Raw genomic sequence first — 13,671 nt, 5'->3', positions numbered from 1 at the left:
TAGAGCCAAGCCGTCTAGGGGTTAGCGGCGCCAGGGGTTTACGCGCTAGGGGTTTAGCGGCGTCGGCGGCTGTACTTCTCCGTTTCTTCGCCCGATGCTTCGGTAACCGCCTCAATATAGCGGCGGCTACTGGGCATGAGCACAAAGACGAAGGCAGCCGCCGCACCAATAACACCCGCAATCGTGATGACCTGGCCAATGTTCAGGCCGTAAGCGCTCACGTTCATGACGAGGGTGCTTGCGGTGACCCACAGTGCGCAGAGGGTAATCAGAATCATGGGCAGGCGCGAACCGAAGCGGCCGCGGTAGAAACGCAGGCCAAAGTAGGTCATGCCCGCGGCAATGAGCACCTGGAGTACGCCGCCCACAATCGCCTGAGCAGTAGACATTCCGCTGATGATAAAGGGGTAGAGGATGCCGCGAATCAGGATGTATGCCGCGAAGGTTTCGGTCAGGGCGAATGCATAGATGACGTTGAACGGGCGTGACGGCACGGTGGGCTCCTCATGGGTAGTGTCGGCGGCAGACCGGGATGTACTCAGCCCGATGTGCTAGTGCGTTAGCGGGTGGGTGCTCCCCTGCCTCGGGTTCGCCTCGGGTTCACCGCCTCGTCGTCGGTGCGGTATTTCAGGGGTAGGTACCGCTTTATATTATGCCTGAGGCGCCGCTCACCCAGCCGCCCGCGCCTCGCCCATGAGACGGGGTGCAGACTATGCGTGTCAGGATGCGATTCTTCACCCCATCAATTAGACAAAGGTTTGCCTAAGTGATAGATGCCTCAGCGTAATACTGAAGTTTTTAGAGAAAAGTACTTGTCACATCCGCTCCAACATGCGAAAGTTGATAAGTCAATTTTCACCCTAACGCTGGGTGAGCATCCCATCAGCGGATGTATTTGACACGCACACAGGAAAATAGATGTGTCTTGCCACCGCGTGAGACCGTAAATCATGAAGGAGGTCCACCGTGGATTGGCGTAGTCGTGCAGCTTGTTTGGACAAGGATCCGGAGCTGTTCTTCCCCGTAGGAAACACCGGACCTGCCCTGTTGCAAATTGAAGAGGCTAAGACTGTCTGCCGCTCTTGCGAGGTTGTAGACGTCTGCCTGAAGTGGGCCATCGAGACCGGCCAGGACTCCGGCGTATGGGGTGGCACCAGTGAAGACGAGCGTCGTGCGATGAAGCGTCGCGCAGCTCGTGCCCGCCGTGCATCCTAACTTCCGGAGTATTCAATAGGGCATCAAAAGCGTGGTGCAGTGACTTTATGTCACTGCACCACGCTTTTGCCATATACAGAACCTATCTAGACAGCAAACTGCCGCCACCCCGTACTCGGGGCGGCGGCAGTTCTATATGTCATACGAGAAGGGGCTTAGACGAGCACCGCGGTGATGACCACGCGGGTACCGGCCGGTTCGTTAGCCTCCCAGCGGATCGAGCCGTTCAGCTCGCTCGCCACCAGGGTACGCACAATCTGCATGCCCAGGCCTTCCTTACCGGTCACCGGGCGGTAGGCGTTCGGGCCGGACTCTTCAATCTTCTTATCGCCCATGCCCTTACCGTCATCAGTAATCACGACGGTGAGGATGTTCTCACCCTCATCGTTGGTGCCGCGAATACCTTCGAGGGTTACGGTGCCAGTCTCACCGTCCAGGCCGTGCTCCACAGCGTTCGCGACAACCTCGTTGATAACGAGTGCCAGAGGGGTAGCGAACTGGCTCGGCAAAGATCCAAAGGAGCCAATCAGCTTGGTAGACACGTGCTGACCGGGGGAAGCAAGCTCAGCGGCCAGGTGGAACTGACGCTCAATCAACTCATCAAAGTCGACGTTCTGAGTCAGACCCTGCGAAAGCGCCTCGTGCACGGTAGCAATCGTTGCCACGCGGCGCATCGCCTGCTCCAGGCCCTGACGTGCCTCATCAGTGGTCATACGGCGTGACTGCAGGCGCAACAGAGCGGACACGGTCTGCAGGTTGTTCTTCACGCGGTGGTGAATTTCGCGGATGGTCGCGTCCTTGGTCATGAGCTCCAGCTCGCGGCGGCGCAACTCGGTCACGTCGCGGCAAAGGATCACGGCGCCCTCACGCTCGATATGAGCACGCCTCTGCGCAAGCAGCGGGATGGATCGCATGGTCACGCGGGCACGAGCAATAACCAATTCGGTGCGCAGGTCGCTACGACCTGCAAGGACCAACTGCAGAGTTTCATCCGCCTGCTCACCGGCAGGAAGCATCGCACGGGTGACGTCTGCAAGGTTTCGCTTTTCGAGGTAGCCGGTCATGCCCATGCGGTTGTACATGGAGTTCGCGTTCGGGGATGCCACCACTACGCGGCCTGCCGGGTCAAGCACAATAATGCCGTCAATCACGCGGGGGTTGCCCTGGGTGTTGTTTCCCTGGGCGAGGGGGTCGGGCCACAGGCCGGAGTGCACCATGGAGAGCATGGTGTCGGCAGCGAATTCGTAGACTTCGTCGCTAATGGAGGGGTAGCCACTGGGTGTGGCAATCTTGTGGCTGGTCAGCAACGCAATGGTGCGGTTGTTGCGCACGATGGGCACGAAGGTTACGTGTACGCGCGGGCGGGCACCAACGCCTTCACCGCTTCCTTCGTCGGTGTAGGTGCTGATGTTCTGGTCAATCCAGACGCGGTATGCTTCGTCGCGGATTCCGTCTTCCATGTCGTGGTCGATGATGTCGTGGTGGAAGAGGGTTCGGACGTTAGAGGGGCGCACGTGCGCGAAGGCACGGAAAGTACTGGTTACGCTGGGACCGGATACGGCGTCCGGGGAGCTGCCGTCGGCAACAACGTAGTCGGTGGGGAACCATAGAACCAGGTCACTCTGGGCAATGTCAGAGATGACCTGCCATTCGCCCATGATGAGGTGAACGCGTTCAGTGTCGCCGGGACCGAAGTCGCAGGCGCTCATAATTCCTTCTGCAAAAGACATATGTTTGTGTGCTTCCCTAAGTTCGGGTGTGTTCAACCATTTTACGGTTTGTTCGCCGCAAATCCCATTCAAACGACAATACGTGGAATAGTTTACAGAGCATTTCTTGAAGCACGCTTTTAATCCCAAATATGACGCTGTGAGATGAGATGCACCCCTCAGTTGTACAGTGAGGCATTCGCACTACTCCCCCGTTTCGACCCCCGTGTGAAGGCGCAAAAACCCGGCGTATCGGCGCTCCCATGTTCTGAGAGGAATACCGATAAGCCGGGCTTTTTAGCAAGCGCTAGTTATAGCTGACGGGCCTACGCGCCGGGGTGTACCGCGTACATACCTTCAAGCATCGCTTCCAAGGACTGCACGACCGCATGGCGGGGTGCGACCTCCAGCAGCGCTTCACCGTTACGGCGCAAACGGTCCATGACCTTACGCTCGTACGGGATCACGCCTGTGAGCGGAACCGACAGGTAGCGTGCCCAGTTCTCGCGCATCTTCGCCTCGGGGTTGAATCCGGCGGCTTCGCGGCGGCTGCGGTTGAGCCAGTACTGCACATCCGTTTCGGGTGCGAACAGATCCGGGCGTGCCTGCACCTCGCGGGCGAGGTTGATCAGGCGCGGCAGGCCGATGACGTCCGCTTCACCGAGCGCAATTACGCGGTCGGCGCAGGCGAGCGCGGTGAGGGTCGCGGCGTTACGGCGCGGTGCCGGGCCGTCAAAGGTCAGTTCCTCGTCGACCTCGATGGGTGCGGCAACATCGCAGATGACCAGGTCGTAGCGGTGTTTGAGCCATTCGAGTACTTCGGCGAAGGCGCGGGCGCGCACCTCGGGCCAACGTGAGGAGGAGGTGATGCCGCTCAAGAAGTCGAAGGTGCCGTTCTTCAGAGGTACGCGCTCCATGATGGCGCCCGCCTTTTTCTCGTCGAGCTGGGCACGGTCGGCGTCCGAGCAGAGAATCGCCAGGCCGGAGCCGGTATCTTCGAGCGCCATGAGCGCATCCAGGCTGGGCGCGTAGGTGTCTGCGTCGATGAGGCAGACCTGCTGCCCCTGCTGCGCCGCGAGGGCGGCAAGGTTGAAGGCGATGGTGCTTCGACCGGGCGCGCCGTGAGTGCCCCAGACGGTCACAATTGTGCCGAGGCGGTGGCCCGGCTGGTAGCGGGAAGGCGCGGCGGGGTCCTGGTTGATGTCAGGGTGCTGCGGCAGGGTGCCGTCGTTATTCTCGTTCTGCACGTGCAGGGCGTAGTCGCTGCCGGGCGCGAAAGAGTCAACGATGGCAGCGGCCTGACTGAGCACGGATTCCTCGTTGCTGGGGGCGGTCGAGGAGGCTTCCGCCGGCTCAGGCGCACCGGGTGCCGGGGCGGCCGGTGCTGCGGGGTCGATTCCGTAGCCTCCGTAGTCGGCGCCGTAGTGTGCACCAGCATTTGTAGCAGCACCCGTGGCGGGATCATAGCCGTAGCCGCCCGCCCCATGGCCAGCAGCTCCGTTATCGTAACCGTAGCCACCGTACGCGCTGTCGTAGCCGTACCCTGCATCGTATCCGTAGCCTGCGTCCTGACCGTAGGCAGCCTCGGGGTGGTGGATAACAGGCTGAACGGGCGGCTGAGCCGGGATCTGCGCGGGAATACCGTAACCTGCGGCGGGTCGGGCGAGCGCCGCATCCACCGCTTGTTCGAGCGAGCCCAGAATCTCGTCGAGGGCAGCTTCGGGGCGGATACGGTGAGCCTGCGTGGGCAGATGCAGGTTGTCCGGGGCGATGACCGCCAGGAGCACCTCGGAGGCGGCGAGCGCATCCACGGTGGAGGCGCTTATTTCGGCGGGCACGTGGGCACAGAGCAGCACGCGGGCAATGCCGGTGTGCGCCATTCCGACGGCTTCGCTGAAGTCCTGCACGGTGCGCGCCACGGAGACGCGACCGCGTTGGGATTCGATGCGGTTCAGGAGCGAGCCGTCATCGCCGTAGAGGATGACGGGGATGTTCACTGACCCTCCCCATAGGTGCCGGGGATGAGGCTGATCTTGGAGTCGCTGTTGCTTTCCTTGACGAGGGCGGCGAGGGCTTCTTCCTTGACCCACAGCTGCACGGTTGCCTTGCCGTTGGCGCCAAGCACGCCTTCGTCGACCGTTACAGCAACGATTTCAGCGTTGGTGACGATGGCGCGGGCGCCGTTTTCAGTGCGGTTATCGCTCTTCGTGTCGGGGTTGCGCGGGCCGGAGGTCCACACGTCCACGCGCTCGCCCGCCTTCAGCGCGGAGGCAGCGGTGCGGTCAATGCTGACAGTGGCGAGGCGGCGCCCCGGGGAGGTTTCAGTGCCTACGGATTCCTTGCTGATGAAGTTGCCGGCGGGGATGCGCTGAATCGCGATTTTGCCGTTCATCTGTGCGGCTTCGGCGCGGGTGAAGTACTTGTCTTTGGCGGAGTCGATGTTCGCTTCGACTCGGGCTAGTTTGTCTTCGGTGATCTTCTCGCCGAGGCGAATCTCGCTTTTGGCGGTGTAGTACTCGGTTTTGCTGTTGTTGGCTTGCACGTAGAGCTGCACGCCGGTGATGGAGACGAGCACGAGAAGTACACCGAGGATGAATCGCCAGTCCTTGACGGTGGGCCTTTTGAGGCGCCTGGCGTGGGGCTCGGTGAGGGTGGAACGCTTCGTCGCGTTCTGTCGTATGCGCATGATGTGGTTGTGCCTTTCGGTGCGGAAGCCGGCGGTGATTCCGGGTGTTGTTCAACTGACCGATGAGCGAGTGGTGTGTTTTCGATAGTGCTTTGACTGGATTCTGGCACTAACCCTAACAGCATATTTCATTTAGTACTCGCTCTCAACAAGAGTCGCGTTTATGAAATATTTTTGAGTCTTGCCCCTTTTGAATGGGTAATTAGATAACTTTTCAGCTCATATAAGGCTTTTTGTGCGCAAATTTCATGGTGATGACATATACTGAAAGTACTCAATAGATGTTCCGTATGGACTCTATGTATAAGGCCGCTAACGGTGGCTAAGGGGCCCAGGATTTCACTCACGGAAAGGAATAATTCGATGACTGCACCTCGTTTCCTCACTCTGAGCGACGTTGCCGAGGAGCTGCAGGTTTCGCTTTCGCAGGTGCGTGCTCTGGTGCGTAGCGGCGAACTTCCCGCCATTCAGATTGGTGGACGTAACCAGTGGCGCATTGAACGCTCTCGTTTTGAAGAGTACATTACTGAGCGCCACGAGCAGACTCTGGAGGCGATTGCTTCCGGCAAGCTCACTGCAAAGGCTAAGGCTGAGTAGCATTCGACATGCACCTCGCGGGCGCAACGCTCGAGTGGTTTTAGAAAGGTCCGCTCCTCTCATTGAGATTTCAATGGAGAGGGGCGGACCTTTTTGTGTTTATTGTTGCTTTTATAAGGGAATTTATACTTGTCGAGGCGTTTTTATGGGCGTTCCCACAAATTGAACTGCCCACTATTTACCCCGTGCTTTTAGCGTGAGATACGGGCGATAACTGCGCTAATACGAGCCAGCGGAATGGTGCGCACGCCAGCGCCGCGAGGTGCACGGGAGTAGCCGGAGGCGCCCTGACCATAACCAGCCTGCCCGTAACCTCCCTGCGCACCGTAGGCTGCACGCGCGTACTGGTCGCGTTCGTGGATGCGCGGGTACTGTCCACCGTTGAGCAGGCGCAATTCGAGGAAGTCGGCGCCAACTCGCTCAATCACGCCATCGTAACTGACGGTGCCGCCTTCGAGGGAGAGGCGGACGGGCTCGCGTGCCATGGCGAGGGAGCGCAGGGCGAGCTGGATTTTCATGCGGTAGCGTTCGGGGCGAACATCAGCGCGTCCGGGAGCTATGCCGCCTTCCCACCAAAGCATTCCGCGCAAGGGGATGATGATGTTCTCGCCGCGCGCTTCGATGCTGACCCATTCTTCGCCGACCATTTCGAGCTTACCTTCGTAGGTTTGCATGTCGGTGGCGCAGATACGGATGGGGCCGCCAACTTGTGCGAGGAGGCGGTCGTCGAGGGTGATGGTTGAATAGTGGACGCGGGCGACTTGGCGGGCGTCTTGTTCCATATCCCAGGCGCGTTCGGAGGCGAGGCGCGCCTCAATGTCTCGTAGGAACTTTTCCATGCTCATGCTATGACCCTACCTGAGGATGGATGCGGATACGAACCGGGGTGTTTTTCTGGTCGGGCAATGATTCTTGAGCCTAATTTTTGAAGCAAATTCCACCAAATTACATGTTTTTTATACATTTTGATGCGTTTTGCTTCATTTTTAACACAACTTCCTGTATAAATGAAGCAACATCAAAACACATCAAACACACCATTTGGAGGTCATTGTGGACCATCTTTCCACGTCGGGTTCAACCCCCGCAGCCTTCGCTTCGCATCCCCTTGCGTCCGTTACTCCTCTGGCATCTGGCGCTGACGCAGGTCATGAAACCAGCACCAAGGCTAACTACCAGGACGCTCTGCTCTTCATCGCCCCTCCCCTGCTTTCCGCGGCGGTCCTGGGCGCGTTGAGCGTGAACCTGCACCGCATCCCCTCGGCGCACCCTCTTGCTGACGCTTCGTTGCTCTGCGCTGGCGCGGCGGCAATCCTCATTACCGCCTGGTGGTTCATCAGTTTTATCTACGCGCTCTTCTACGCTCGTTCCCTGCGAGTTTCGAGCCGCAACGCTGACCGCGCTGTGCTGCAGGTTCCGGCGATTTTCCGTCCGCGTTTTATGCGCCGCATCGTTCTGACGCTCGGCGGCACGGCGCTCGGAGTGGGGGCGGTTCTGGCTCCCGCGCAAGCTACGGTGGCTACGCCCAGCAACGCGGGGCTGAACGGCGCGGAGGGCATACCGCAGACAACCATTTCAGCAGTTATGGCAGCAGATTCATCGATTACCGCGGCGGCAGACGCCAGCTCAGATGCGGTTCTCTCCGATACCGCCCCGAATCAGTCCGCTACTCCCCTGACCCTTTCTGCTGAGGTTCCCAATATTCCCCTGGCTCCCGAGCCTTCGGAGGCGGCAGGCTACCTGCAGGACCGTAGCCCCTTCTTTTCTCCTCCCCGCACCGAGGCGGGCACCTACTCTTACACGGTTCAGGCGGGCGATACGCTCTGGTCGATTGCCGCCGACCAGCTGGGCGAAGGCACCGACGCCTCCACCATTTACGACTACACCCTCGACATTTACGAGGCGAACAAGGACGCTCTGGGCCAGAACGCTGAGCTGCTCTACGAGGGGCAGGTTCTGCAGATTCCCGAACAGCCCGTTCACTAACCTCACCCGCGTCTTCCACCCCATTCCACCTCATCCCAACAGTCTTTCGTTCGCTCGACTCACCTCACATACCCCTGCACCGAAAGCCTCTGCACCGAAAGGAGCCGTCATGAGCTTCTCCAACCTTCTCCCCCGTTCCCCGTGGACCCCGCCGCATCAGCCTGCCTCCCGCGACAACCAGCCTGCCAGCCCGTACTCGAAGCGTCAGGCGACGTACCCATCCCAGCCGGTGACTCAGCCGGTGGCTGCCGAGCAGGTGGCTCCGCTCCCCGAGCAGGGGCAGGGCACGATGACTCTGGTGCAGAGGCGCAACAGCCCCTCGGTTTATTCGCTGCTTCCTCTGCCGCGTTATGAGCAGCATTCGGCTCAGCGCCCGAAGGTAGTGAAGAGGGGCCGCCCGCTGCGTCCGGCGGATGCGCTAGCTCGCCAGCTGGAGGGCCGTTGCGCGGGTGTGGCTATTGCTTACCTGGAGATTATGTCGGCTCGTCGTTCGCGTCAGCAGCTGGCGCAGTGGGTGTCAGCGGATTGTTTCCACCGTCTGCTGCACCTCTTCCCGAAGAACCCGCGTCAGGTGCGCAAGGAGATGCTGTTGACTCTTCCGCCGGTTCTATTGCGGGTGCGAGCGCAGAAGGTACACGAGGAGCTCTACGAGGTGGTGGCGCTACTGCGTTGTGCGGATAAGGTGCGCGTGGTGACCATGCAGATGCGGCTGATTCACGGCATGTGGCTGATTACCTCCATCGAGCAGCCGCAGAGCCGCACGGACGAAGACTAAGGTTTCCCGTACACAACGCGCCCAGGAACGCACAGACATGCACAGACACGCAGAGAGGGTGCGAATCCAGTGTTGGATTCGCACCCTCTCTGCTAGATCTATAGCATTTCAGCTTTTACGCTGAGGCTACTTGTCCTTCGAGCGTTCCACGTGAACCTGCTCGTGGCCGTCCTCATCCGGGGCGGAGTACTGCAGGAACTTCGGACGCGAAGGCTCAGCCAGGCGCACGGCAGAAGCCTGAGTGCGCTGCTTGGACAGGTCCAGGTTGAACAGGTAGGTCACGGTCTCTTCACGGATCGCGCCGAGCATCGACTGGTACATGTCGTAGCCTTCACGCTGGTACTCGACCAGCGGGTCACGCTGAGCCATCGCACGCAGACCGATACCTTCCTTGAGGTATTCCATCTCGTACAGGTGCTCGGGCCAGCGCTCGCCGATGACGGACAGCATGACACGGCGTTCGATTTCGCGCATGCTCTCTTCGCCGACGCTCTTTTCACGCTCATCGTAGATGAGGTGTGCGTCCGCCAGGACTTCCTTCACGATCTGGTCGCGAGTAATCTTGGTGCGGTCGCCAGCGTCTTCAGCGAGGTCGTCCACGGTGATGGAGATGGGGTACACCTGCTTGAGAGCGCTCCAGAGCTCGTCGAAGTCCCAGTCCTCGGCGTGGCCTTCAGCGACGCGCGCGTCGATGATGGTGGTCAGCACCTCGTCCACGAAGCCGGCAATCTGTTCCTTCAGGTCGTCACCGTGCAGGATGCGGCCGCGGTCCTTGTAGATCGCTTCACGCTGGCGGTTGAGCACGTCGTCATACTTGAGCACGTTCTTACGCTGTTCAGCATTACGGCCCTCAACGTTTGCCTGTGCGGTAGCAATAGCGCGGCTAACGATCTTGGAGTCCAGTGCGGAGTCCTCGGGGGCTGCCGCCATGAGGCGGGTTGCCATGCCGGTGTTGAACAGGCGCATCAGTTCGTCGGTCAGCGACAGGTAGAAGCGGGACTCACCCGGGTCACCCTGACGGCCGGAACGACCGCGCAGCTGGTTGTCGATACGGCGGGACTCGTGACGCTCAGTGCCGAGCACGTACAGGCCACCGAGCTTGGTGACTTCATCGTGCTCTTCTTTAGCGGCGTCTTCGCAGGCCTTCAGGACCTCGGGCCAGCGTGCCTCGTACTCTTCGGAGTTGGTGTTTGGGTCCAGGCCGAGCTCACGCATCTTCTCGACGGCCTCAAATTCGGGGTTACCACCGAGCATAATGTCGGTACCGCGACCAGCCATGTTGGTTGCCACGGTGACGGCGCCCTTACGGCCCGCCTGCGCAACGATAGCAGCCTCACGCTCGTTGTTCTTTGCGTTCAGCACCTCGTGGCGCACGCCTGCCTTCGCCAGCTGGCGGGAAAGGTACTCGGAGTTCTCCACGCTTGCGGTACCCACCAGGATCGGCTGGCCCTTTTCGTGGCGTTCCTTAATGTCCTTGACGACCGCCTTGAACTTGGCGATTTCGTCGCGGTACACCTTATCGGGGTTGTCGATGCGCTGCACACCCTTGTTGGTGGGGATGGGCACCACGCCGAGCTCATAGGTGTTCATGAACTCTGCCGCTTCAGTTTCCGCGGTACCGGTCATACCGGACAGCTTGTCGTACATGCGGAAGTAGTTCTGCAGGGTCACAGTCGCCATGGTCTGGTTTTCAGGCTTGATTTCGACGCCTTCCTTCGCCTCAATCGCCTGGTGGATGCCGTCGTTGTAGCGGCGGCCCGGCAGAATACGACCGGTGTGCTCGTCAACAATCAGGACTTCGCCGTCAATGACCACGTAGTCCTTGTTGTTGGTGAACAGCTCCTTCGCCTTGATGGAGTTGTTCAGGAAGCCAATGAGCGGGGTGTTCTTGGATTCGTAGAGGTTCTTCACACCCAGGTGGTCTTCCACCTTGTCAATGCCGGATTCGAGGATGCCGACGGTGCGCTTCTTCTCGTCTACTTCGTAGTCTTCGCCGCGCTTGAGCAGGGTCGCGGCAATGCGCGCGAACTCTGCGTACCAGCGGTTCGCCTCACCCGCTGCGGGGCCGGAAATGATTAGAGGGGTACGCGCCTCATCGATCAGGATGGAGTCCACCTCATCGATAATGGCGAAGTTGTGGCCGCGCTGAACCTGCTCCTCCACGGTCCACGCCATGTTGTCGCGCAGGTAGTCGAAGCCGAACTCGTTGTTCGTACCGTAAGTGATGTCTGCGGCGTACTGCTTACGACGCTCGTCAGGCTCCATGGATGACAGAATCACGCCGCACTCCATGCCGAGGAAGCGGAACACGCGACCCATGAGGTTCGCCTGGTACTCAGCCAGGTAGTCGTTCACGGTCACAATGTGCACGCCCTTGCCGCTCAGCGCGTTCAGGTACGCGGGCAGGGTCGCGACGAGGGTCTTACCCTCACCGGTCTTCATTTCGGCAATGTTGCCCAGGTGCAGCGCTGCACCACCCATGAGTTGCACGTCGTAGTGGCGCTTGCCCAGGGTACGCTTGGATGCTTCACGGACCACCGCAAAGGCCTCCGGCAGCATAATGTCGAGGGATTCGCCATCCTTGACGCGCTCACGGAACTTGTCGGTCTCTGCTCGCAGTTCCTCATCGGTCATCGATGCGAAGCTGTCCTCGAGCGAGTTCACCGCCTTAGTGTACGCTTCGAGCTGTCGCAGAACCCTCTTATCGCCGGTTCGGAGGATTTTCTCCAAGAAAGATGCCACTGAGCTTCTACTCCTTGCTTGTTTCGGTACCCTCACCAAGGGCGCGCGAAAGTGCGCGCGGTGAGGCCTTCCTACATATTGTATGGCAGAGCCGCCTAATTCGCCCGTCCGAGCTCTTTTTTACGCTCTGCGCCCACGAGGTGACATTTGGTGACACTCGAATCTTTCACCCTCCGGTTGAGGCAGAGCCGACCCATCCGTCTAAAGGAACAGATGTGTGGAGGGCAAAGAAAAACCCGGGGGCCTGGAGAAACACGGTGTATGTTCCCAGACCGCCCGGGTCTTGAGCCCACTCGCTGAGTACGACCCCTAAAGAGCCTTACGCCTCAGCATCCAGCAGGTACGTTAGTTTTTACTCGTTGTCCAGAGTAATGATGCCGTAGCTCCAGCCCTTACGACGGTATGCCGCAGCCGGTGCGCCGGTCTCGCTGTCAATGTACAGGTAGAAGTCGTGGCCGACCAGTTCCATACGGTCAACAGCTTCTGCGGGAGTCAGACGCTCACCCTTGAAGCTCTTGTGGCGAATCTCGATGGGAGATGCGGCTTCGTCGGCGAGGGTAACCTCGCTGTTGTCGAATGCTGCTTCTTCAACCGGAACATCCGGCAGCAGAATCTCGGTAATTGCTTCGGTAACCACAGGAATCGATCCGGTAGCGTCCGCCACGGAGACGGGGTGCTTGCCACCGCGCTTGTGCAGCTTGCGGCGGTCACGTGCACGGCGCAGACGCTCCAGGAGCTTGCCGTAGGTTTCATCGAAGACCGCGAACTTGTCGTGACCCTGGGCTTCGGAACGGAGGACAGGACCAGTACCAACAACGGTAATCTCAACGCGGATGGACTCGCCACCCAGGTGACCGTCCTTGCTGAACTTGACGTCGATGTCCTTCACGTTATCGCCGAGCTGAGCGAACTTCTGAACCTTCTCGCTCACGTACTCTTCCAGGCGTTCGGTGACCTTGATATTGCGGCCGTAGATGTTGACTTCCACGATCATTCCCTCCAGGTTGGGGGCTTATACCGCGTCCGGCTGGACCCGGTACGGGGGTTCGACTCCAATGCCGTTCCCTTGTCTATATTCTAGTACGAAACATGTTTCATATCACTAGATATGACAAATATTTAGCCTAAATAATAGCTATTCGTCCGTCTGCGAACTTTATTCGCCAAAAATCGTGTATCTCTTGCAACTAACTACAAGAAACGCTATATCTGAGCCTTTTTCGGTACCGCCGCCACAGCACACACGCCCAGCACCCGCGAACCGGATTCCTGCAGCACACGCACCATCTCAGAGGCGGTCGCACCGGTGGTCACCACATCATCACAAATAACGCTCACCCGACCCGCGCACAGGGCAGGCTCCATGACGCGCAAGGCACCGTGCATCCGCTCGGCACGACCCACAGCGCCCAGGCTCTTCTGCTCGTTCTGCGCACCGGAAATCGCATCAGAAATAATGGAGGCGCCGCTCCCCCGCCGACCGCGAGGCGCATACCCGATGACGTCCACAGCGCGCACCCGCACCGAGGCAGGCAGACGCTTATTAAGCTGACGCGCCGCCTCCTGCACCAAAAGATTCGCCGGCGCATAACCGCGGCGGCGCACGCTCTGCGCAGAGGACGGTGCCGGAACCAGCAGAACCTCAACCGGTGCGGCGGAGGTATCTACAGAAGAAAGAGAAGAGCCCGGCTCACTCTGAAGCTCAGCCCGATGCACCCGAAGAAGCTCGTATACGCTACGTGCCAAACCCTCTCCCAACAGGGGCAGCAGGTCTGTACGGCCCGCATTCTTCAACGCCAACAGGGCACGCGGCATGCTCCCCTCATAACGGGATGCCGCACGCACCTCGGGTGCAGCCGCGCCATCAAGAGGTTGCAGAGCATATACTCGCTCCGCCTTAGCCAACGCCGAACGCAACTGCGGCAAGCAAGCCTCACACAGTGGCGAGCCTGCCCCATAAG

The 13,671-nt window shown here is 59.7% G+C and carries 12 protein-coding genes; 4 read left to right on the top strand and 8 right to left on the bottom strand.

All coding sequences use genetic code 11. The features are described 5' to 3' along the window. Window positions 1-53: 53 nt before the first annotated feature. The gene (locus O3649_RS01820) at window positions 54-494 is read right to left on the bottom strand and encodes an alpha-N-acetylglucosamine transferase (protein ID WP_070819478.1); all 441 of its coding nucleotides are present in this window, start codon (window positions 492-494) and stop codon (window positions 54-56) included. A 472-nt stretch (window positions 495-966) separates the two neighbouring features. Between O3649_RS01820 and O3649_RS01815 the strand changes: the two genes are divergently transcribed. Next, the gene (locus O3649_RS01815) at window positions 967-1,215 is read left to right on the top strand and encodes a WhiB family transcriptional regulator (protein WP_005505386.1); all 249 of its coding nucleotides are present in this window, start codon (window positions 967-969) and stop codon (window positions 1,213-1,215) included. A gap of 155 nt (window positions 1,216-1,370) precedes the next feature. On the opposite strand, the gene O3649_RS01810 is transcribed toward O3649_RS01815, so the two are convergent. The 3 genes from O3649_RS01810 to O3649_RS01800 all read right to left on the bottom strand — a co-directional run bounded on the left by O3649_RS01810 (window position 1,371) and on the right by O3649_RS01800 (window position 5,610). Then, on the bottom strand, window positions 1,371-2,945 hold the full coding sequence (locus tag O3649_RS01810; protein ID WP_070819477.1) for a sensor histidine kinase: 1,575 nt from the start codon (window positions 2,943-2,945) through the stop codon (window positions 1,371-1,373). A 305-nt stretch (window positions 2,946-3,250) separates the two neighbouring features. Beyond that, window positions 3,251-4,921, bottom strand: coding sequence for a CpaE family protein (locus tag O3649_RS01805; protein ID WP_371572494.1), 1,671 nt, complete (start codon window positions 4,919-4,921; stop codon window positions 3,251-3,253). Continuing rightward, the gene (locus O3649_RS01800) at window positions 4,918-5,610 is read right to left on the bottom strand and encodes an SAF domain-containing protein (RefSeq protein WP_371572492.1); all 693 of its coding nucleotides are present in this window, start codon (window positions 5,608-5,610) and stop codon (window positions 4,918-4,920) included. Before O3649_RS01800 ends, O3649_RS01805 begins: the two co-directional genes overlap by 4 nt. 363 nt (window positions 5,611-5,973) lie before the next feature. Between O3649_RS01800 and O3649_RS01795 the strand changes: the two genes are divergently transcribed. Further along, window positions 5,974-6,207: a helix-turn-helix domain-containing protein gene (locus O3649_RS01795; protein WP_044150292.1), complete on the top strand. Its 234-nt coding sequence runs from the start codon at window positions 5,974-5,976 to the stop codon at window positions 6,205-6,207. Window positions 6,208-6,398: 191 nt separating this feature from the next. On the opposite strand, the gene O3649_RS01790 is transcribed toward O3649_RS01795, so the two are convergent. Then, the gene (locus tag O3649_RS01790; protein ID WP_049349479.1) at window positions 6,399-7,052 is read right to left on the bottom strand and encodes a hypothetical protein; all 654 of its coding nucleotides are present in this window, start codon (window positions 7,050-7,052) and stop codon (window positions 6,399-6,401) included. Window positions 7,053-7,260: 208 nt separating this feature from the next. Here O3649_RS01790 and O3649_RS01785 point away from each other — a divergent pair, with 208 nt between their 5' ends. Beyond that, window positions 7,261-8,193, top strand: coding sequence for a LysM peptidoglycan-binding domain-containing protein (locus O3649_RS01785; protein ID WP_371572490.1), 933 nt, complete (start codon window positions 7,261-7,263; stop codon window positions 8,191-8,193). 109 nt (window positions 8,194-8,302) lie between these two features. Next, window positions 8,303-8,968, top strand: a complete 666-nt coding sequence (locus O3649_RS01780; RefSeq protein ID WP_371572488.1) for an Rv3235 family protein — start codon at window positions 8,303-8,305, stop codon at window positions 8,966-8,968. A 126-nt stretch (window positions 8,969-9,094) separates the two neighbouring features. On the opposite strand, the gene secA is transcribed toward O3649_RS01780, so the two are convergent. The 3 genes from secA to O3649_RS01765 all read right to left on the bottom strand — a co-directional run bounded on the left by secA (window position 9,095) and on the right by O3649_RS01765 (window position 13,636). Further along, window positions 9,095-11,710: a preprotein translocase subunit SecA gene (secA, locus tag O3649_RS01775; RefSeq protein WP_371572486.1), complete on the bottom strand. Its 2,616-nt coding sequence runs from the start codon at window positions 11,708-11,710 to the stop codon at window positions 9,095-9,097. Window positions 11,711-12,062: 352 nt separating this feature from the next. Beyond that, window positions 12,063-12,704, bottom strand: a complete 642-nt coding sequence (gene hpf / locus O3649_RS01770; protein ID WP_239665130.1) for a ribosome hibernation-promoting factor, HPF/YfiA family — start codon at window positions 12,702-12,704, stop codon at window positions 12,063-12,065. Window positions 12,705-12,913: 209 nt separating this feature from the next. Then, window positions 12,914-13,636 carry a ComF family protein gene (locus O3649_RS01765; protein ID WP_371572484.1) on the bottom strand — a complete coding sequence of 241 codons (723 nt, stop codon included), beginning with the start codon at window positions 13,634-13,636 and terminating at the stop codon, window positions 12,914-12,916. Between the last annotated feature and the right edge of the window lie 35 nt (window positions 13,637-13,671).

The sequence above is a fragment of the Rothia sp. 27098_8_29 genome (assembly GCF_041432785.1).
Taxonomy (GTDB): Bacteria; Actinomycetota; Actinomycetes; order Actinomycetales; family Micrococcaceae; genus Rothia; species Rothia mucilaginosa.
This window is presented reverse-complemented; position numbering and strand designations above follow the sequence as displayed.